The organism is Roseibium album (assembly GCF_001404515.1).
Taxonomy (GTDB): Bacteria; Pseudomonadota; Alphaproteobacteria; order Rhizobiales; family Stappiaceae; genus Roseibium; species Roseibium album.
In genome coordinates this window covers 203,060-223,577 of the sequence record NZ_CXWE01000009.1, presented here as the reverse complement: position 1 = coordinate 223,577, position 20,518 = coordinate 203,060, and the positions used below count along the sequence as shown (strand labels likewise).

At 55.5% G+C, this 20,518-nt stretch carries 21 protein-coding genes; 16 read left to right on the top strand and 5 right to left on the bottom strand.

The features are described from left to right. The first annotated feature begins 4 nt into the window (after positions 1-4). The 10 genes from LA5095_RS27070 (at position 5) to LA5095_RS27025 (ending at position 8,939) form a co-directional block, all read left to right on the top strand. Positions 5-850 (top strand): segregation and condensation protein A, encoded by an 846-nt coding sequence (locus tag LA5095_RS27070; RefSeq protein ID WP_055120752.1) that lies wholly within the window; start codon positions 5-7, stop codon positions 848-850. Beyond that, positions 840-1,547 (top strand): SMC-Scp complex subunit ScpB, encoded by a 708-nt coding sequence (scpB, locus tag LA5095_RS27065; RefSeq protein WP_055120855.1) that lies wholly within the window; start codon positions 840-842, stop codon positions 1,545-1,547. The genes LA5095_RS27070 and scpB overlap by 11 nt, the downstream gene beginning before the upstream one ends. Next, positions 1,547-2,686 carry an ABC transporter ATP-binding protein gene (locus LA5095_RS27060; protein WP_055120751.1) on the top strand — a complete coding sequence of 380 codons (1,140 nt, stop codon included), beginning with the start codon at positions 1,547-1,549 and terminating at the stop codon, positions 2,684-2,686. The genes scpB and LA5095_RS27060 overlap by 1 nt, the downstream gene beginning before the upstream one ends. A 132-nt stretch (positions 2,687-2,818) precedes the next feature. Continuing rightward, positions 2,819-3,043, top strand: coding sequence for a twin-arginine translocase TatA/TatE family subunit (locus LA5095_RS27055; protein WP_029065540.1), 225 nt, complete (start codon positions 2,819-2,821; stop codon positions 3,041-3,043). A gap of 41 nt (positions 3,044-3,084) precedes the next feature. After that, positions 3,085-3,537, top strand: a complete 453-nt coding sequence (gene tatB / locus LA5095_RS27050) for a Sec-independent protein translocase protein TatB (RefSeq protein ID WP_055120749.1) — start codon at positions 3,085-3,087, stop codon at positions 3,535-3,537. Then, positions 3,534-4,334 (top strand): twin-arginine translocase subunit TatC, encoded by an 801-nt coding sequence (tatC, locus tag LA5095_RS27045; RefSeq protein WP_055120747.1) that lies wholly within the window; start codon positions 3,534-3,536, stop codon positions 4,332-4,334. The genes tatB and tatC overlap by 4 nt, the downstream gene beginning before the upstream one ends. A gap of 72 nt (positions 4,335-4,406) precedes the next feature. After that, complete coding sequence (gene serS, locus LA5095_RS27040; RefSeq protein ID WP_055120853.1) at positions 4,407-5,687, top strand: serine--tRNA ligase; 1,281 nt, start codon at positions 4,407-4,409, stop codon at positions 5,685-5,687. Between the two features lie 164 nt (positions 5,688-5,851). After that, positions 5,852-6,610: a 5'/3'-nucleotidase SurE gene (surE, locus tag LA5095_RS27035; protein WP_055120745.1), complete on the top strand. Its 759-nt coding sequence runs from the start codon at positions 5,852-5,854 to the stop codon at positions 6,608-6,610. 22 nt (positions 6,611-6,632) lie between these two features. Next, positions 6,633-7,325, top strand: coding sequence for a protein-L-isoaspartate(D-aspartate) O-methyltransferase (locus tag LA5095_RS27030; protein ID WP_082442939.1), 693 nt, complete (start codon positions 6,633-6,635; stop codon positions 7,323-7,325). A 234-nt stretch (positions 7,326-7,559) separates the two neighbouring features. Further along, positions 7,560-8,939, top strand: a complete 1,380-nt coding sequence (locus LA5095_RS27025) for a M23 family metallopeptidase (protein WP_208992877.1) — start codon at positions 7,560-7,562, stop codon at positions 8,937-8,939. Between the two features lie 45 nt (positions 8,940-8,984). On the opposite strand, the gene LA5095_RS27020 is transcribed toward LA5095_RS27025, so the two are convergent. Then, positions 8,985-9,857 carry an ATP-binding protein gene (locus LA5095_RS27020; RefSeq protein ID WP_055120741.1) on the bottom strand — a complete coding sequence of 291 codons (873 nt, stop codon included), beginning with the start codon at positions 9,855-9,857 and terminating at the stop codon, positions 8,985-8,987. 238 nt (positions 9,858-10,095) lie between these two features. Here LA5095_RS27020 and yajC point away from each other — a divergent pair, with 238 nt between their 5' ends. The 5 genes from yajC to LA5095_RS26995 all read left to right on the top strand — a co-directional run bounded on the left by yajC (position 10,096) and on the right by LA5095_RS26995 (position 14,349). Continuing rightward, positions 10,096-10,428 carry a preprotein translocase subunit YajC gene (yajC, locus tag LA5095_RS27015; RefSeq protein ID WP_055120739.1) on the top strand — a complete coding sequence of 111 codons (333 nt, stop codon included), beginning with the start codon at positions 10,096-10,098 and terminating at the stop codon, positions 10,426-10,428. 73 nt (positions 10,429-10,501) lie between these two features. Further along, a complete protein-coding gene (gene secD / locus LA5095_RS33340) occupies positions 10,502-12,112 on the top strand; it encodes a protein translocase subunit SecD (RefSeq protein WP_055120737.1) in 1,611 nt (536 codons plus the stop codon). 17 nt (positions 12,113-12,129) lie between these two features. Continuing rightward, positions 12,130-13,080 carry a protein translocase subunit SecF gene (gene secF / locus LA5095_RS33335; protein WP_055120735.1) on the top strand — a complete coding sequence of 317 codons (951 nt, stop codon included), beginning with the start codon at positions 12,130-12,132 and terminating at the stop codon, positions 13,078-13,080. Between the two features lie 12 nt (positions 13,081-13,092). Next, on the top strand, positions 13,093-13,470 hold the full coding sequence (locus tag LA5095_RS27000; protein WP_055120733.1) for an Mth938-like domain-containing protein: 378 nt from the start codon (positions 13,093-13,095) through the stop codon (positions 13,468-13,470). A 27-nt stretch (positions 13,471-13,497) separates the two neighbouring features. After that, complete coding sequence (locus LA5095_RS26995) at positions 13,498-14,349, top strand: phytoene/squalene synthase family protein (RefSeq protein ID WP_055120730.1); 852 nt, start codon at positions 13,498-13,500, stop codon at positions 14,347-14,349. Positions 14,350-14,382: 33 nt separating this feature from the next. Here the strand turns inward: LA5095_RS26995 and trmFO are convergent, their stop codons facing one another. From trmFO to uvrA, 4 genes are all read right to left on the bottom strand, one after another. Continuing rightward, entirely contained in the window at positions 14,383-15,801 is a 1,419-nt protein-coding gene (gene trmFO, locus LA5095_RS26990) for a methylenetetrahydrofolate--tRNA-(uracil(54)-C(5))-methyltransferase (FADH(2)-oxidizing) TrmFO (protein WP_055120728.1), read from the bottom strand. A gap of 344 nt (positions 15,802-16,145) precedes the next feature. Then, positions 16,146-16,295, bottom strand: coding sequence for a DUF1127 domain-containing protein (locus LA5095_RS32185; RefSeq protein WP_082442930.1), 150 nt, complete (start codon positions 16,293-16,295; stop codon positions 16,146-16,148). A 404-nt stretch (positions 16,296-16,699) separates the two neighbouring features. Next, positions 16,700-16,852, bottom strand: a complete 153-nt coding sequence (locus LA5095_RS32180; protein ID WP_082442929.1) for a DUF1127 domain-containing protein — start codon at positions 16,850-16,852, stop codon at positions 16,700-16,702. A gap of 233 nt (positions 16,853-17,085) precedes the next feature. Then, positions 17,086-20,016, bottom strand: a complete 2,931-nt coding sequence (gene uvrA, locus LA5095_RS26985; protein WP_055120725.1) for an excinuclease ABC subunit UvrA — start codon at positions 20,014-20,016, stop codon at positions 17,086-17,088. On the opposite strand from uvrA, the gene LA5095_RS32520 reads away from it, so the two are divergent. After that, positions 19,949-20,500, top strand: a complete 552-nt coding sequence (locus LA5095_RS32520) for a hypothetical protein (protein WP_186009661.1) — start codon at positions 19,949-19,951, stop codon at positions 20,498-20,500. The genes uvrA and LA5095_RS32520 overlap by 68 nt on opposite strands. Positions 20,501-20,518 lie beyond the last annotated feature (18 nt).

Below are 20,518 nucleotides of genomic sequence, written 5' to 3'. Positions count from 1 at the left end.
GTGAATGGCGGAATTGGAAACCCATAGGCAGATTGCAGAAGACGGCTCTTATGACCTGTTGAGCACAGTCAATTCTGTTGAACAGCGCGCCACAACGGATCCGCAGCTTGTCGTCGATGTTGATGGATTCGAAGGTCCGCTCGATCTGTTGCTCGGCCTCGCGCGCACGCAGAAAGTCGACCTGGCACGCATCTCTATCCTGGAACTGGTCGAACAGTATCTTGAGTTTGTGGCGGAGGCCCGCAGGATGCGCCTGGAGCTGGCGGCGGACTATCTTGTGATGGCTGCGTGGCTCGCCTTCCTGAAGTCCAAGCTGCTTCTGCCCGAACAACGGGACGAGGACGAGCCGACAGGTGAAGAACTTGCCGCAGCGCTGGCATTTCGGTTGCGTCGTCTCGAGGCAATGCGGGAAGTCTCCGAAAAACTGATGAACCGAAACCGTCAGGGCCGCGAGGTATTCCATCGTGGCGCTCCTGAAACGATGTCCGTTCAGCACAAAAGCATATGGGATGCGTCCGTCTACGACCTTCTGTCTGCATATGCGACACAGAGGCAAAGGCAGTCCGTCACGTCTGTGAGGGTGCTGAGAAGAACGGTTTGGTCGTTGCAGGAGGCACGAGAACTGCTGATGAGGCTGGTTGGCCGGGTAAGCGAGTGGGCGCCTTTGAATGCCTATTTGCGCGAATACCTCTATGACAACAAGGATTGGGCAACAATTGTCGCCAGTACCTTTTCCGCCAGTCTTGAAATGGTTCGCGAGGGTCAGGTGGAAATCCGGCAAGGTGAAGCGTTTTCACCGGTTTATATTCGCTCCATCGTGAAGGAAGAGGATGAGGGCGATGACGTCTGACACCGACCGTCTCGACCTCGTCGATCCAAATCTGAGAAAAGCCGGCGGATCAGCGGACGATTTGACCGGCATGCGGATGATCGAGGCATTGCTGTTTGCATCGTCCGAGCCGCTGTCGCTTGAAGAATTGACGCTCAGGGTTCCTGAAGGCACGGATGTGCTGGGGTTGCTTGACCAGTTGCAGGCGCTTTATGCACCGCGCGGCGTCAATCTGGTCAAGGTCGCCGGCAAATGGTGCTTCCGCACCGCCGAGGATCTTGCCTATCTGATGCACCGAAATGTCGAAGAGCAACGCAAGCTGTCCCGCGCGGCTCTGGAGACACTTGCCATCATCGCATACCACCAGCCGGTGACACGGGCGGAAATAGAGGAAATACGCGGCGTCTCAACCTCCAAGGGCACGCTGGACGTGTTGCTGGAAACCACCTGGATCCGCATGCGCGGGCGCCGGCGCACACCTGGGCGACCTGTGACATATGGAACCACCGAGCAGTTCCTGGTCCATTTTGGTCTCGAGAATGTCCGGGATCTTCCCGGCCTTGAAGAGTTGAAGGGCGCTGGCTTGCTGGACAGTGCCGTGCCGGCATCCTTCATCGTTCCCACACCGAACGACGAAGTGACTTTGACGGAGGACGAAGATCCATTAGAAGACGGGTCTCTCTTTGACGAAGATGCGGAAGAGACCGCCGGAGCTTGATGCCACAGAAAGATACGTCGCTGCCGTCCAATGGAAACGGACACCAGTTGAGCTGGGGCGCGCCGGGAACCGCCGGCGCGACCATTGCAGCCGGTCTGGTATTTGAGAACATTTCGCACGACTATGATGGTGTCATGTCTGTACGCGATCTGAGTCTGTCGATCGCACCGGGCGAAATTCTGTGTCTCCTTGGACATTCGGGCTGCGGCAAGACCACGTTGATGCGCATTGCTGCAGGTGTTGAAAGACAGAGCCACGGCAAGGTTCTCATCAACGGACGTGAAGTTTCCGGAGACAGTTTCTTTCTTCCGCCTGAACGGCGAGGCGTGGGCCTCATGTTCCAGGACTACGCTCTTTTCCCCCACATGACCATTCTTGCCAATGTGATGTTCGGCTTGACGGGGCTTCCGCACAAGGAGGCGCAGGCCGCTGCGCTTGCAGCGTTGGGGCGGGTTGGCTTGTCCGACTATGCCGGCGATTATCCTCACTCCCTATCGGGCGGTGAACAGCAGCGGGTTGCGCTGGCACGTGCCCTGGTCCCGCGACCGGGAATTCTGCTTATGGATGAACCGTTCTCGGGTCTGGACAAGCGCTTGCGAGACAGCGTTCGGGACCAGACGCTGGCCGTCATCCGGGAAACACGGGCAACATGCATCATCGTGACCCACGATCCGGAAGAAGCGATGCGCATGGGCGACCGGATTGCCCTGATGCGCCGGGGGCGACTGGTTCAACTCGGAACGGCTGCACAATTGTATAACGACCCGGTTGATCTCTTTGCGGCTCGCTTTTTCTCGGAATTGAACCAGATAGAAGGGCAGGTCACCGTGACGGGTGTCGAAACTCCGCTCGGTGTTGTAAAATCCGAATGTGCGGAGACCAAAGGAAAGGTCGACGTTTGCATCCGGCCCCAGGGGATCTGTTTGAACAAGGCGGGGTTGTGTGGTGTACCCGGTCGAATTCTCACAAAACGATTCGTCGGCGAGGTCGAACTCTTGTCTGTCGTGATCGATGGACTCGACCATCCGTTGCAGGCAAGGGTTCGTGCCGGTAGCTCATGGGAAGCCGGAATGAATGTTTCGGTGGAGACGGATCCGAAGGACGTGCTTGTTTTTTCGCGCGGGGAGTCCCAAGTCTAGGACACAAAACCGGCCCTATTTCATCATTCTGTCTAAGAGCGGAAAATGTTCTTAAGGTGTATGTTGCAGGGTCAGGTCCGTTTTTGTACAAGGGCCGTAGGGCTTTAAAGCCAATTATCAGGAGTTTGGCGTATGGGCATTAGTATTTGGCAGATATTGATCATCGCAGTTGTGGTGGTTCTGCTGTTCGGACGTGGCAAGATTTCCGAACTGATGGGTGATGTTGCGAAGGGGATCAAAAGCTTCAAGAAAGGCATGGCAGAAGACGACACTGCCGACGCCCCGAAGACCATCGATCATCAGGCCGGCGAACCAGCACAGTCTGCGAAAGCTGAAGATCAGACCAAGGCGAGCTGATCTCAATCTGCATCGCGTCTCCTTAAGGGACGGTATATCTCATGTTCGATATCGGCTGGACCGAACTCATGGTGATTGCCTGTGTGGCGATCATCGTTGTAGGGCCAAAAGACCTTCCGCGCATGTTGCGCACACTTGGACAGACGATCGGAAAGGCACGGCGAATGTCGCGCGAGTTCCAGTCGACGTTCAATGATGCTTTGCGCGAAGCAGAGCAGCAAGCCGACATTGCCGACATGAAAAAGCAGGTCGAAGACGTAGCGAACTTCAATCCACTTGGTGATCTCAAAAAGTCGATTGAGGAAGATGCGGCACAAAAGGCGTCGAAACCGATGACCACAAAGCCTCCATCCGCCCAGTCAGAGACCGCCGTTGAAGAGATAGCGCCGGCTGAGCCCGCAAAAGGGGACGCCGAGCAGCCAGAAGCGGTTGCCGCAGCAGAACCTGCGGACAATCCGGACAGGAAACCGGTGACGGAAGACGTTAAGGCATGAGCCAGGATGATATCGAAGCCTCCAAGGCGCCTCTGATCGAACACCTGATCGAATTACGTCAGCGGCTGATGTGGTCGATAGCCGCAATCCTGGTGATGTTTGTAATCTGTTTCTACTTTGCGACGGACATCTACAATATCCTGACGATCCCGTATCTGCGTGCCGTCGGCGAAGGCCATCCAGTGGAGATGATCTTTACTGCGCCGCAGGAATGGTTCTTTACGCAATTGAAGCTTGCTTTGTTCGGGGCACTGTTTCTGGCGTTTCCCGTTGTGGCCAGTCAAATCTACATGTTTGTTGCGCCAGGCCTCTACAAAAACGAACGTGGCGCATTTCTGCCGTTTCTGATTGCAACACCCATTTTGTTTCTCATTGGTGCATGTCTGGTTTATTTCCTGGTTATGCCGATGGCGATGGGCTTCTTTCTGTCACAGGAACAGCTGGCCGGGGCAGGGCAGGTCGCCATTCAGCATTTGGCAAAGGTCAGCGAATATCTCGGTCTGATCATGGTCCTGATCTTTGCGTTCGGCCTGGTGTTTCAGTTGCCTGTGGTGCTGACACTGATGGGGCGGGCAGGTCTGGTTTCGTCTGAAGACCTTAAAAAGAAGCGCAAATACGCAATTGTGGGCGCCTTCGCGGCTGCTGCAATTTTGACACCCCCCGATCCGATCTCGCAGATCGGTCTTGCGCTCCCAACGTTGCTTCTCTACGAAGTCTCCATTCTGTCCGTAAGGCTGGTGGAACGCCAACGCGCGCAGCGGGAAGCTGAACGCGAAGCCGAAGACGCTACGGCCTGACCACGTATAGCTGACGTTGTTCAGTTTGCCGGACGGAATGTGTTGACAACGACCGTCGTTCGGGAAGCGAAGATGTTTGATATAAAGTGGATTCGGGAACATGCAGACGCCTTTGATCAGGCCTTGGCAAAGCGGGGATTTGAAGCTTCCGCAGCCAGGCTGATAGCGCTGGACGATTCCCGTCGCTCTCACATCACCAAGCTTCAAGAAGCACAGGAACGGCGGAATTCTGCCTCCAAGGAAATCGGCAAGGCCAAGGGTTCGGGAGACGACGCCCGGGCACAGGAACTCATTGACGAGGTAGCCCAGATCAAGGCGTTCATCCAGTCGGGTGAGGAAGAAGAGCGTCGGCTGAATTCGAATCTGGAAGCGGAAATGGCCGTTATTCCGAACCTGCCGCACGACGACGTGCCGGAGGGGGAGGATGAAAATGACAATGTGCTCCTGAGGGCCCATGGCGAAAAGCCGCAATTCACGTTCAATGAACGGCCGAAAGAGCATTTTGAACTTGGTGAAACTCTCGGTGACATGGATTTCACCACGGCTGCCAAACTGTCCGGATCGCGCTTTGTTGTTCTGAAAGGGCAGGTCGCGCGGCTGGAGCGTGCACTCGGCCAGTTCATGATCGACCTGCACACGCAGGAGAACGGCTACACGGAAGTGTCGCCACCTCTTCTGGTCCACGACGCGCCACTTTATGGCACAAGCCAGTTGCCTAAATTTGAAGAGGATCTCTTCAAAACGACGACGGGACATTATCTGATCCCGACGGCCGAAGTTCCTTTGACAAATCTTGTCGCTGGCCAGATTGTCCCGGAGGATACGCTACCGCTCCGTGTCACGGCACTGACTTACTGTTTCCGTTCCGAGGCTGGTTCTGCAGGCCGAGATACACGTGGCATGTTGCGGCAGCACCAGTTCCAGAAATGTGAGCTTGTGTCGGTCACAACACCCGAACAATCGCTCGAAGAACTCGACCGCATGCTGGCCTGCGCCGAAAAGGTCCTGCAGAAGTTGGGATTGCACTATCGTGTGATGACCCTTTGCACGGGCGACATGGGGTTCGGGGCACGCAAGACCTATGACATTGAAGTCTGGTTGCCGGGTCAGGACGCCTACCGTGAGATCTCGTCCTGTTCGGTCTGTGGCGATTTCCAGGCCCGTCGAATGAATACGCGCTTCCGGCCGGCGGACAGCAAACATCCGGTGCACGTGCACACGCTCAATGGCTCGGGTATCGCCGTCGGCCGTGCGCTGATTGCGGTTCTGGAAAACTATCAGAACGGCGATGGCAGCATTTCGGTGCCGGAAGTCCTGCGCCCCTATTTGGGTGGCCTGGAAAAGATCGGATGACAGGAGAGGCCAGGTCGTCCTGATCCGATCGATCATTTGCGTGAATGAATAATGACCCTGGCGGTAGATTCACAAAGGCCGCCGCCCGGGATCGTCCCATCTTCAGACGGAAAATCGAAGGATGGGATTTTTCTTGATTTGAATGCAAATGGAGAGACTTTCACATGCGCATCCTGATAACGAATGACGATGGCATTCACTCGCCGGGGCTGACGTCTCTGGAGCGCATTGCACGGACGATTTCAGACGATGTCTGGGTGATTGCACCAGAAACGGATCAGAGCGGAGTTGCGCATTCGTTGACACTGAGCGATCCGCTTCGCTCCAGAGCGCTCGACGATCGGCATTTCGCCATCAAGGGTACCCCGACCGATTGTGTCATCATGGGTGTACACAAGATTTTGCCGGAACGGCCCGACCTGGTCCTGTCCGGCATCAACCGCGGGCAGAACCTGGCCGAAGACGTCACCTATTCAGGAACCGTGGCAGGTGCGATCGAAGGCGCAATTCTCGGCATACGCTCAATTGCCGTATCCCAGGCATATGACTGGGACGTGAAAGCGGAACCGAACTTTTCTATCGCAGAAACTCATGCACCGGAATTGTTCGCCAGGCTCATTGATTTTCAACTGCCGCCATACACGCTGCTGAACGTGAATTTTCCAGCCTGTGCACCGGAAGCGGTCAAGGGCTTGAAAGTCACAGTTCAGGGGCATCACGAACAAAGCGGACTTTCCATTGACGAACGTCAGGATGGACGTGGCTATCCTTACTACTGGCTTCGGTTCCGCGAGCGGGGCAAATCCGTTCTTGATAATTCCGATCTGCAGGCAATTGTCGATGGCTATGTATCCGTTTCACCGCTACGCATAGATTTGACGGCGCATGATCTGGTCGGTCACCTTGCCGAGGCACTGGCCTAAAGTCCGCAGAGAGGAAGAGCGCATGGCGGGAACGCCGCCTGGCGAAGAACAGACGATGCGGTCATCCGCTTTGCCGGATGAGGCGGAGGCGCGCGCAGCGCTGGTGCTTTCGTTGCGCCGACAGGGTGTTGGAGCCCGGGACGTTCTTTCGGCTATTGAACGCGTTCCAAGGCGCCTATTCCTGCCTGCGCGGCACCACAGCCTCGCCTATGAAGACGTGACTCTTCCGATTGAATGCGGACAAACCGTCTCCTCTCCATCGCTTGTTGCATTCACCGCGCAGGCTTTGGACGTGTCTCCTGAGCATGCCCTTCTCGAAATAGGCACAGGCTCAGGATACCAGTCTGCAGTTTTGGCGCATTTGACGGAGAGAGTGGAGACCGTCGATCGGTTTGCCACGCTTGCCGACCTTGCAAGACGACGGTTTGCGGCTTTGAAACTTGATAACGTGACAGCTCGGCAAGGCGACGGGTTCGAAGGTTTGAAACAAAAAGGCCCCTTCGATCGTATCGTTGTGACCGCCGCTATACCCTCGGTTCCTGACAACTGGGTCCAGCAACTCAAGCCGGGTGGTATTCTGATCGCACCTGTCGGTCAATCCATGCAGCCCCAGTCATTGATCAGGTTTGTGAAGACGGAAAGTGTGATGACGGCGGAAACCTTGATGCCCGTCAGAACCGTCATGCTTCAACCGGGGGTCGCACAGCGACTCTAGCCGCGGATCGTATCATCGAACTCACAGTCAGGAGTGCGAATCTCGGGGAGGATTCGGTGCCCGATTTACTATAATCTCCCACACCGGGCACATTGTTGAATCAAAAAAGTCAAAGAAATTGGCGGGTTTGGTCGCAATCGCCAGGTGTCTTTAGTCTTTATAAACCTTACTGGCGTCTACTCTTAACCATAGCAGCCACAGTTAGCGTTATGAGTTAAGGCGATGAAAAAGCGGATGCGTACCCTCCGCGGGGATCTACTGGGAAAAGCGGCCACAATATCTTTGATCGCGGTATCCCTTGCAGGTTGTTCCAGTGCGGTTGAGCGTTTTGGAGAACCTCCGTATTATACGGGAAACACGGAAAACCAGCGTGAGATCCTGAACGGCGCGCCAAAGCAGCCGACCTATCAGGACATTGCCAACGGGCCTGGCGGAACCACCGCAGGGCTTCCGCAGGCAAGCACAGCGCCAGTGACGACCGGATCAATTCCCAAAAAGTCTTCGGACATCCAGTCAGCACCGCTGCCGGCGCCTACACAGTCTGCCGTCGTGCAGCCAGCGCCTGTACAGGCCGCTCCGGTTGCCGCGGCTCCGGCACCTGAAACAGTTAACGCAACAAACGCAAAAAGCTGGAAAGGCTGGACTTCGGCCGGCGGAACCAGGGTCAATGTTCGCCAGGGCGACAACCTGAATTCGATCGCTCGGCGCTATGGCGTGCCGGTTCAAGCGCTTGCTTCCGTCAACGGGATAGACAATGCCGATCAGGTTCGTCCTGGTCAGAGCATCGTCATACCGACTTATGTCTATTCCGATCGAAACGGTCTTGCGAGCGCTACCGAAGGTGAGAGCGGCAAGGTCAAATTGCCGAAGGTCAGCAGGAACGAAACTGTTGTCACCGGTTCGGTCTCTACAAATTCGGGAGCGGCCCCTCGACCGGTTCGCAAACCGTTCAGGCAGCCGACATTCACGCAGATAAGCACCACGGAAACCATCGTCGAGGACGTTGACGTCATTCGTGTCAGTACGCTACCGAAACGCAAACCCGCCGCTTCGGGGCGCCCGGTCACGACTGCATCGATTTCAACGGACTCCAGGAAACAGGTAGCTGCTACGCCGACGGCACCGGTCCAAAAGGTTTCGCTTCCGCAACCTGCCTTGACCCAAGAACCGCGGCCGACAGAACCGATCAAGACGCCGACCGTCGCAAGCCTCAAGCAGGATGCCGACGTTTCCAGCGAAAAATTCCGTTGGCCGGTGCGTGGCCGGATCATCTCCGACTTCGGCTCCAAACCCGGCGGAGGCAAGAACGAGGGCGTGAACCTTGCTGTGCCGGAAGGCACTCCGGTCAAGGCCGCCGATGATGGCACCGTGATCTACTCGGGCAATGAGCTTAAAGGCTACGGCAATCTCGTTCTGGTCAGGCATAGCGAAGGCTGGGTTTCGGCTTACGCGCATAACAGCGAACTGAAAGTCAAGCGCGGCGACACGATCCGGCGCGGCGACGTGGTGGGTCTTGCCGGTGCTACGGGGTCGGTCAACCAGCCCCAGGTGCACTTCGAACTGCGCAGGGGCAACAAGCCAGTCGATCCGCTGAAGCATCTGCCACAGCGCTAGGTCTTGCGTCACACACGAGAAAAAGCCCGGCAATGCCGGGTTTTTTCATGTCAGAGCCTTGCCGAGACGGCCGGCAAGATCCTGTATGTACTGATAGGCGACCCGTCCTGAGCGGCTGCCGCGGGTCGTGGACCATTCCAGCGCCTGCGAGCGCATGTCATCTTCGGGAATTTCCAGTCCGTAGTGAGCGGCATACCCACGCACCATGTCGAGATAGTCATCCTGGCTGCATTTGTGAAAGCCGAGCCAGAGACCGAAACGGTCGGACAGGGAGACTTTTTCCTCAACTGCTTCTGCCGGATTGATCGCGGTCGAGCGTTCGTTCTCGATCATGTCGCGGGGCAACAAATGTCGACGGTTTGATGTTGCATAGAAAATGACGTTTTCCGGTCGTCCTTCGATGCCGCCTTCCAGAACAGCCTTGAGCGACTTGTAGGACGTATCATCATTGTCAAAACTGAGATCGTCGCAAAAGATGATGAACCGGAAAGGTGCGGAGCGGATCAACGCCATGAGCTTCGGCAACGATTCGATGTCTTCCCGGTGTATTTCAATAAGTTTCAGACTGCTCGAATCGTCTTCCCGGTTGATCGCCGCATGCGCAGCCTTCACCAATGACGATTTACCCATGCCGCGCGCGCCCCACAAAAGGGCATTGTTGGCCGGGAGCCCGTCCGCGAACCGTCTGGTGTTGTCGAGCAACAGGTCTCGAACATGGGAAACGGCACACAGCAGTGCAATATCGACACGGTTTACTTTCTCCACCGCGTGCAGGTCGCCCGGCTCGGGAATCCAGACAAAGGCCTCGGCGGCAGACCAGTCAGGCTCCTTCGCACTGGCCGGTACGGCGCGGCTGACGAGTTCAATCAGGGAATCGAGTTTGGCGTTCAATGCGGCAAGGTCGTTTTGCGCACTCATAATTCTTGCAACCCCAGTCAAAAAGGCCCATTTGAGAGCCTGAAACGTGTTGCGAGAGCAGTAGCATGGGGCAGGTAGCGCGAAAACGCCAGTTATTCCCATACCGGTACGCCGGAATCGGCTTGCAACGCTTGAAATGAGGCGCGCCGCCGTTATAGTCCGCGCGACCAGAATTCAGAGCGTTTTGTCAGCGTTCCAAGCGGAACGCCGGCTGAAAGACGCCCCTTAGGAGAGTTGAATGTTGATCACCCCAGCGTATGCGCAGTCCGCCGGAGCCATGGGTCCGGGATTCCTGATTCAGATCCTGCCCTTCGTGGCCATTTTCGCGATCATGTATTTCCTGATCATACGGCCGCAAAGACAGCGCATGAAACAACACCAGGAGATGGTTGCCAACCTGCGTCGCGGTGACACCATTGTGACCACCGGCGGACTTATCGGCAAAGTCGCGAAGGTGGTAGACGATAGTGAATTGCAGGTCGAACTGTCTGAAGGCATCAAGGTCCGCGTTGTGCGATCCATGATTCAGGAAGTGCGCTCCAAGTCCGAGCCAGCCAAAGACAATTCCTGAGGTGCAACGGTACCGTATCGATCTTGTTGCCAGGCCGGCGCGTTATCGGCCTGGCTGTTTTTAAGGCTCTGTCATGCTTCATTTCGCTCGCTGGAAAATCGTGCTGATCGTGCTTGTGGTTGCCGCAGGTATTCTCACGACGCTGCCGAATTTCTTTACCGCCAAACAACTCGAGAGCTGGCCGGACTTCCTGCCGAAGAACCAGATGGTTCTTGGGCTCGATCTGCAGGGTGGCGCTTATCTGCTCTATGAAGTGGATCAGAAAAAATACATCGAAGATCGTTTTAAGGCGCTTGAAGGCGAAATTCGGGACGTTCTGCGGGAAAACCCGAGAATTGGCTATACAGGCCTGGACGCTCGACCGGAGTCCGCGCAAGTCAGAATTCGGGATCTGACACGCCTGGATGAGGCAAGGGAGCGTCTTTCGCCACTGGTAAATCCTCTTGTTTCCAGCTTGTTTGGAGGTCAGCCGGTCGACGAGTTCGATTTGAGCGTCGATGACAATGGACTGGTCCGGTTTACCTATTCAGAGGCAGGCCTGGACAACAGGCTTCAGTCGATCGTCCAGCAATCCATCGAAGTCATCCGCAAACGTGTTGACGAGCTCGGCACGACCGAGCCGAATATTCAACGGCAGGGGACAGACCGGATCCTGGTGGAAGCGCCGGGTGAGGGAGATCCTGAACGCCTCAAGGATCTTATCGGTGAAACCGCGAAACTGACATTCCATCTGGTCGACAGAAACATGACGGGTGAACAGGCGCTTCAGAGCCGCCCGCCGGTGGGCACATCGGTGTTCATGTCAGTTGACGATCCTCCCATTCCCTATCTCTTGCAAACCAAACCCTTGTTGGGTGGGGAAGACCTTGTCGACGCGCAGGTTGCCTTTGGCCAGAATACCAACGAACCGGTTGTGACCTTCCGCTTCAACCAGTCGGGGGCTCGGGAATTTGCGCGGGTCACGACAGAAAACGTCAATTTCCCCTTTGCAATTCTCCTGGACGATGAAGTCATCTCGGCGCCCGTGATCAGAGAGCCGATCCTGGGTGGGTCAGGTCAGATTTCCGGAAACTTTACTGTCGAAGGTGCGAATGATCTCGCAATACTGCTGCGTGCTGGCGCGCTGCCTGCACAATTGACAGTGATTGAGGAACGGTCGATCGGACCTGGCCTCGGAGCCGACTCGATCGAAGCTGGTAAACTGGCATCGATCATTGCCGGTGCAGCTGTGATCGTATTCATGATCCTTGCCTATGGCCGGTTCGGCGTCATTGCCGACCTGGCGCTTGCCACCAACATTTTCCTGATTTTCGGTGCGTTGACGGTCCTTCAGGCGACACTCACCCTTCCGGGAATTGCCGGTATCGTCCTGACGATCGGCATGGCGGTGGATGCAAACGTGCTGATCTTCGAGCGAATACGCGAGGAATCAAGGGCTGGTCGCTCGGTGATCTCGGCGATTGATGCCGGCTACAGCCGTGCGCTCGGTACAATTCTTGATGCCAATATCACCACGCTCATAGCGGCCGTGATCCTTTTCCAACTTGGATCCGGACCGGTTCGCGGATTTGCCGTCACGCTTGCGATCGGCATTTTCACGACAGTTTTCTCGGCATTCACGTTCAGCCGGTTGCTGGTGGCGCTCTGGATACGCCGCCGTCGTCCATCCGCGTTGCCGATCTGATCCGGGAGAAATAAGAAATGCTATTAAGACTCGTTCCGGACAACACCCACATCAAGTTCATGTGGTTGCGGAAATTCAGCTTCCCGCTGTCCATACTCCTTGTAATCGCTTCGCTTGCAGGCTTTTTCACCGTTGGTATGAACTACGGGATCGACTTCAAGGGCGGGACCATCATCGAGATCAAGACTGATGGGCCTGCCGATATCGGTGCCATCCGTTCCGAATTGTCTGCCCTCAATCTCGGTGATGTTCAGGTTCAGGAATTCGGTGCATCAGACGATATCTTGATCCGTGTCGAGGAACAGCCAGGCGGCGAACTCGCGCAGCAATCGGTGGTTCAACGTGTCCGCACCATATTTGCTGATGACAACGTAGACTTCCGCCGCGTTGAAGTTGTCGGGCCCAGGGTATCGGGTGAATTGGCGCAGGCCGGCGCGATTGCTGTAGGTGCCGCGCTTTTTGCCATCCTGATCTACATCTGGTTCCGCTTTGAGTGGCAGTTCGCTGTTGGGGCGATCCTGACGACGGCAAACGACGTCGTGATCACAGTGGGACTGTTCGTTCTGCTTCAGCTCGACTTTTCTCTCTCCAGCATCGCCGCTGTTCTGACGATTATCGGGTATTCACTCAACGACACCGTGGTCGTCTACGACCGCATCAGGGAAAACTTGCGCAAATACAAGAAACGGCCGCTGGCGGACATTCTGGATCAGTCCATCAACGAGACCCTGTCGCGGACAACGATGACATCGGTCACGACACTCCTGGCCCTGATTGCGCTCTATGTTTTCGGTGGTGAGGTCATTCAGTCGTTCACGCTCGCGATGATCTTCGGCATCGTGATTGGAACCTACTCGTCGATCTTCCTGGCAGCTCCTTTGCTTATCCTGCTCAACCTTCGTCCGGACGCCTTGTCCCGAAATGATGGCGATGATGAAAAGGAAGCCAAGGCGAACGCGACTGTTTAAGGATCTTTCCAGATGGAAATCCGGAAAGCTCATTTTCCCGGCAGGGCGCCAATTGATGCCTACGGCGACGGTGGCTTCAGATTTGCGAACATGTCCCACCTGGGGTCGCTGTTATGCGTCCCCAGTGGGATCTATGGTTGGAACATAGGTGATCCGGCCGAATTCAGCGATGAAGCTTTCCAGCGTGTCTTCGAAGAACATGCAGACATCGAGGTGCTGCTCGTGGGAACCGGCAAGGATTTGCGTCCGCTTCCGGCGGACCTGAAATTCCGGTTCCGCGAAGTCGAAATCCTGGCAGACCCCATGTCAACGGGAGCGGCAGTTCGGACATTCAATGTTCTCCTGTCCGAGGACCGGGCAGTGGCAGCGGCTTTATTGGCGGTAGACTGATCCGGTTTTCAAACCATATGGGCGCCTATGACCACCGATGATGACTATGCCGCCGATATTGTTCGCCAGTACGACAGGGACCGTTATCTCGCGACGTTGCTGGCTCCGGAGGCGCAAAGACCGGCTTTGATGGCGCTTTTTGCATTCAATGCGGAAATTGCGCGCATTCGCGAAGTCGTGTCGGAGCCATTGCCCGGTGAAGTGCGCCTGCAGTGGTGGCGTGATCTGCTGGAGGGAACGGAGCACGGAGCCGTAGCATCCAATCCGGTCGCCAATACGCTCACACAGACGATCGCGACGTACAGATTGCCGCGCCCGGGGCTTTTGGCGATGACAGAGGCAAGAATTTTCGATCTCTATGATGATCCGATGCCGAGCCTGAATGATCTGGAAGGATATCTCGGTGAAACGGTTTCCGGTTTGATCCAGCTTGCCTGTCTTGTTCTCAACAATGGCAGGGATCCGGGAACTGCCACCGCGGCCGGACATGCCGGTGTCGCCTATGGTCTGACGGGTCTGATGCGCGCCTTGCCGTGGCACGCGTCGCGTCGACAGATGTTTTTGCCCAACGATATTGTTTCCAGGCATGGTCTTGATCCGGAAAGTGTTTTTCAGGGAAAAATTTCACCGCAATTGAGATCCGTTCTCAGGGAACTGGCTGAACACGTTCGGCATCACCTGAAACGTGTGAGACAGGTTGCCGACACTATACCCGAAGAGTGCAGCAACGCCTTCCTGCCACTGGTGCTAGTGGAACCATTCCTGAAAAAACTTGAAGCTCCGGATTTCGACCCCTTGCAGGAAATTGCCGAGATATCTCAGCTCAGGCGACAGTGGATATTGTGGCGTGCCTCTACGAAACCCCTGCTGCGTCTTTGAGGCAGACAAATATCTGGCTTGTCTGAATTTGCGTTATTCAGCTGCCAACTTCGTGAGCCCAAGTCCGGACATCCAGTCAGAAAAATCCGCTTTCGCGCGATTGGTCATCGCAAGCTTCTTGGCCTTTGCCTTTTCCTTGCCTTTGAACCGTTTGCCTTCCTCATCCCGTGTCGGTGCCTCGATAGGGGGGAATAACCCGAAATTGACGTTCATTGGCTGGAAGGATTTTGGTTTTCCGGCACCGTCCTCGCGCAGGATGTGTCCGCCGGTGATATGGCCAAGAAGAGCCCCCATGGCCGTCGTCTCAGGTGGCGCAACGATGGCCTGGTCGCGAACGTCCATGACCGCAAAAAGTCCGGCCAGACAGCCGACACTGGCAGATTCCACATACCCTTCGCAACCGGTGATTTGACCGGCGAACCGCAAGCGCGGATCCGATTTCAGGCGCAACGTGTTGTCGAGCACTTTTGGCGAGTTCAGGAACGTATTGCGATGAAGTCCGCCCAACCGCGCAAACTGGGCACTTTCGAGCCCGGGAATCATGCGGAAGATGTCGGCTTGCGCGCCATATTTCAGTTTGGTCTGAAAACCGACCATATTGTAAAGTGTGCCGAGCGCGTTGTCCTGGCGTAGTTGAACGACCGCATATGCCTTGACATCCGGATCGTGTGCGTTGGTCAGCCCCATCGGTTTCATCGGGCCATGTCGGAGGGTCTCCCGTCCCCTGGAGGCCATGACCTCAATTGGAAGGCAGCCATCGAAATAGGGCGTGTTGGCTTCCCATTCCTTTAAATCTGCAGAGTCTCCCGCCAGCAAGGCATCTATGAAGGCTTCGTATTGATCCTTGTCCATCGGACAATTGAGATAATCCTTGCCCGTTCCTCCGGGACCAACCTTGTCGTACCGGGACTGGAACCATGCCTTGTTCAGATCGACCGAGTCGAAATGGACAATCGGGGCGATGGCATCGAAGAAGGCGAGGGCGTCCTCTCCCGATTTTTCCAGAACGGCTTGAGAAAGTGCCGGGGAAGTCAGAGGACCCGTTGCAATGATTACCTTTTCCCAGTCTTCCGGCGGAAGTCCGGCAATTTCCTCTCGTTCGATCCGAATGCGTGGATGCGTATTCAACGCCTCGGTAACCGCATTTGAAAATCCGTCTCGATCGACTGCGAGTGCACTGCCTGCAGGAACCTGATGGGCATCGGCCGAAGCCATGATCAGTGATCCGAGCTGGCGCAATTCATGATGAATCAGTCCAACCGCATTCTGTTGTGAATCGTCTGACCGGAACGAGTTGGAACAGACCAGTTCGGCAAGACCTTCTGTCTGGTGGGCGTCGGTCTTTCGTACCGGTCGCATCTCATGCAGTACGACCTCCAGCCCTGCCTCGGCGATCTGCCAGGCAGCCTCGGATCCGGCAAGGCCACCGCCAATAACGTGGATCGCAGTCATGATAATTCCTTGGGGCAGATGCCGGAAATCTCAAACAGCAACAAACTGTGAGACCATCCAGACAATAAGTTTGTGCCCTGATTACAGGGATTGGATGTTTGCCGCAACATCTTGCGGCACAGATCCAGCATTCGCGTCTTCATGTGTTCAAGGACGAAAACAACGCCAGTTTTTATGACAAGACATGTGGTGGACAATTGGCTGCCGGATAGTCTCTTGAATCAAAAAAAACGCCTGCCGGGGGAGGAGGATCCGGCAAGCGTTTTTGGTTGCTCTGCGATAGGTTCGCAGAGGGATTGCAGTTCAGGAGCTGGGAGGAGGATGCCCCCGAACCGCAAACTTGATTATTTTACAGACTGACGTGCGTAACGGGCGATATCGGAGCGGGCAATGCCCAGGTCGTCCAGTTCGCGGTTGGTCAGGTTGGAAAGTTCGCCATAGGTCTGACGGAAGCGTTTCCAGTTGTTGAATTTGCGTACAACGTTATCGATCATGGTTTAGGCCTTTCGCTATCTCATGGCCATGGCACCGCGGATCGGCGTCTGGCCCGTTCATCTCTTACAATCGCTATATAGGAAAATTGTGCATTGCGAAGAAGTGATTTTTTTGCGACTCTGATATGCAAAAAATGCAAGACAACAAGAAGTTAACGGTAGAGGAATTGTTTGACGCATAGCCACGGATCTGGCGCCGTATCGCATATGCGAAGACTATGCCGTGTGTGCTTGTTTTATTCGGGAATGTCTTTGAAACGTGTGTCTGAACAAACGAACGCCCGCCAGTGGGAGGAGGTACTGGCGGGCGTCGTTTCGACTGGCAGGGCTGGGAGGAGGATGCCCTGCGTGTCACACGTCCTTAGGCTGGGAGGAGGATGCCCTTGGACGCGATCTGGTATTCTTTAGCTGCTCAATCCGCGGCGGGCGACAAACTTGATGTCGCTCCGGGAAATGCCGAGATCCTGCAGTTCACGTGCTGACAGGCGGGACAATTCGTCGATCGCACGACGATAGTTTACCCAGCTGCTGTACTTACTACGCACATTGTCAAACATCTTGTTATTCCTTGATCAACACGGCGATGCCGCGCCTTTGTCTCTGTTGATCAAACATATAATTCACCAAGTGAATTAAAAGAAGTGCCATCTTTGCATGCCAGACATGCAAATGATGCAATGCAGCATTTTCATGGGATATGGTTAGGGCATATTCCGGAAATCGCTTACGTCGCATGCTTTTATAGATTTAGGTGCGATGCACAGAAATTCAAGAGGCGGAACCCATTGGGCTATTCCGCAGCATCGGAAGCTCTTTGCGGCCTGCGCTGCAAAAGTTCGCTCAAGAACTGTCCTGTGTAACTTGCCTGAACCTCTGCCACGTCCTCCGGACGACCCGTCGCGACCACGGCACCGCCACCATCACCGCCTTCCGGACCAAGATCGATTATCCAGTCTGCGGTCTTGATGACTTCGAGATTGTGCTCGATGACCAGCACCGAATTCCCCTGATCGACAAGTTCGTGAAGAACGTCGAGAAGTTTGGCGACATCATGAAAATGAAGACCCGTCGTCGGTTCGTCGAGTATGTATAGCGTGCGCCCGGTCGACCGTTTGGACAGTTCCTTGGCAAGCTTCACACGCTGAGCTTCGCCACCGGAGAGTGTCGTCGCCTGCTGACCGACCTTGATATAGCCGAGCCCGACACGCGCGAGCGTTTTCATCTTGTCACGAACAGCAGGAACCGCTGCGAAGAATTCTGCGGCCTCCTCAACGGTCATGTCGAGAACGCCCGCAATGGATTTTCCCTTGAATTCGACTTCCAGGGTCTCCCGGTTATAGCGTTTGCCCTTGCACACGTCGCAGGTCACATAAACGTCCGGCAGGAAGTGCATTTCGATCTTGATGACACCGTCACCCTGGCAGGCTTCGCAACGTCCACCCTTGACGTTGAAGGAAAAACGCCCTGGCTGATAGCCTCGAGCCTTGGCCTCCGGCATGCCGGCAAACCACTCTCTGATCGGTGTAAAGGCACCGGTATAGGTTGCCGGATTGGAGCGCGGTGTGCGCCCGATGGGCGACTGATCGATATCGATTACTTTATCCAGGACTTCCAACCCCTCAATACGATCATGCGGGGCAGGATTGTCTCTGGCGCCATTCAGACGGCGGGCGGCAGCCTTGAAGAGCGTGTCGATCAGGAATGTCGACTTGCCACCACCTGAGACACCGGTGACGCAGGTGAATGTGCCGAGAGGCACATCGACATCGATATCCTTGAGGTTGTTGCCTCGTGCGCCGCGGACAGAGAGTTTCCGTTTCTTGTTGATCTTGCGTCTGCCGTCCGGGCGCGAAATCATTCTCGCTCCGGAAAGGTATTCCCCGGTCAACGACCTTGTGTTGGCCATGATTTCTGCAGGACTGCCCTTCGCAACCACTTCACCGCCGTGCACGCCGGCACCCGGACCGACATCGACGACATAGTCTGCAGTCAGAACAGCATCTTCGTCATGTTCGACCACGATGACCGTATTACCGAGGTCCCGTAGATGTTTAAGTGTTTCCAGAAGCCGGGCATTGTCACGCTGATGCAGGCCGATGGAAGGTTCATCGAGGACATAAAGGACACCCGTCAGACCGGACCCAATCTGTGACGCAAGGCGGATGCGCTGGCTTTCTCCTCCTGAAAGCGTCCCGGAAGAACGGGACAGTGTCAGATACTCAAGGCCGACATCGTTTAGGAATTTCAAACGCTCACGGATTTCCTTGAGGATCCGTCCGGCAATTTCCGACTGTTTTTCATTCAGTTGGTCGGGCAACGTATCGAACCAGTCCCTGGCATGCCGGATCGAGTGTTCGGTCACTTCACCGATATGCTTTCCCGCGATCTTGACGGCCAGGGCCTCCGGTTTCAGACGGAAACCGCCACAGGCCGGGCAGGCATGGTCCGACTGGTACCTGGCCAGTTCTTCGCGGACCCAGGAAGATTCCGTTTCCCGCCAGCGACGTTCGATGTTGCCGATCACGCCCTCAAAGGTCTTTTCAGTGCGGTAACTGCGCACGCCGTCGTCATAGACAAATTCAACAAGTGTCTTGCCGGTTCCGTGCAGGATCGCATCTTGAACCTCTCCGGGCAGGTCTTTCCAGGGTGTCGACATCGTGACCTTGAAATGGCTGCAAAGCGCTTCCAGGGTCTGTGCATAATATGGGGAGGTGGACCCCGTCTTGGCCCAGGGCAGAACCGCACCTTCACGCAATGACAGCGAGTGATCCGGGACGACAAGGTCTTCTTCGAAGGCAAGTGTCGTTCCCAGGCCGTCGCACGTCGGACAGGCACCGAACGGATTGTTGAACGAAAACAGCCTCGGTTCGATTTCGGATATCGTGAAGCCGGATACCGGACATGCGAATTTTTCGGAAAAGATCAGACGTTCCGGATTGCCCTTTTCATCCGTCTTGTCTGCAAATTCGGCGATCGCGATACCATCGGCAAGTTTCAGGGCTGTTTCAAGGGAGTCTGCCAGCCGGCCCGAGATATCATCGCGTACGACAAGGCGGTCCACGACAACATCGATATCGTGTTTGTACTTCTTGTCGAGGGCAGGGGCTTCCGCGATTTCATGGAACGTTCCGTCGATCTTGACCCGCTGAAACCCCTTTTTCATGAGTTCGGCAAGTTCTTTGCGATATTCTCCCTTGCGTCCCCGTACCATGGGTGCCAGCAGATAGAGGCGGGCGCCTTCCTCCAGTTCCATGACCCGGTCGACCATCTGACTCACGGTCTGGCTTTCGATCGGCAGGCCGGTGGCCGGCGAATAGGGGATGCCGACACGGGCAAAGAGAAGCCTCATGTAGTCATAGATTTCGGTGACGGTCCCCACGGTCGAGCGCGGGTTGCGCGACGTCGTCTTCTGTTCGATGGAAATTGCCGGCGAAAGTCCGTCGATCTGGTCGACATCCGGCTTCTGCATCATTTCCAGAAACTGCCTTGCGTAGGCCGACAGGCTCTCCACGTACCGTCGTTGTCCTTCGGCGTAGATTGTGTCAAAGGCGAGAGACGACTTGCCCGATCCGGACAGACCGGTCATGACGATCAAGCGGTCGCGCGGCAAATCAAGATCCACCCCCTTGAGATTGTGCTCTCTGGCGCCGCGAATGCTGATCACTTTTGTCGGATCCGTAGTTCGAGACTCGTCCGGGCGAGTGCCGTCATTTGTCGACATTCTTGATTTTCCTGCGAAACATGCAGCAAGCCGAACGCCTGCCGCTGGTCTATCTGCATTGAGGGTTGGTGATCCCGAACCCGTCTGTCATTTTCCCGATATAGCAGCTAACCGCGTAACATCCAGTCGGGTGAATTGGTCATCGGATGGAAACACGCATATTTGCTCAGTTCGATTGCAACTTTTTTATAGAAGTGATAAGAACAAAACAAGTACATATAACGGAAAAAAACGGTTGTCGACGGCATTGTATCTCGATTTTCAGGTGGTGTGGAACGATGAACGAGGTGTCGGTTGCGAAAACGGCACAAAATTCCGCGATTTCATGCGCATCAATTCCTTTGCCTTGTGGAAAATGGGTGCACGTGAACGAAAACATGGGCGAAACGGTTGGAGTGCCGCTACGGTTCTGCTTTCTAGCGCCAAGGCGGGCAGAATGGTTCCGTTAAAACAAGTTCCGGAAACAATCGCGGAACCGGAATAGCTGCGAGAACAAACAGGA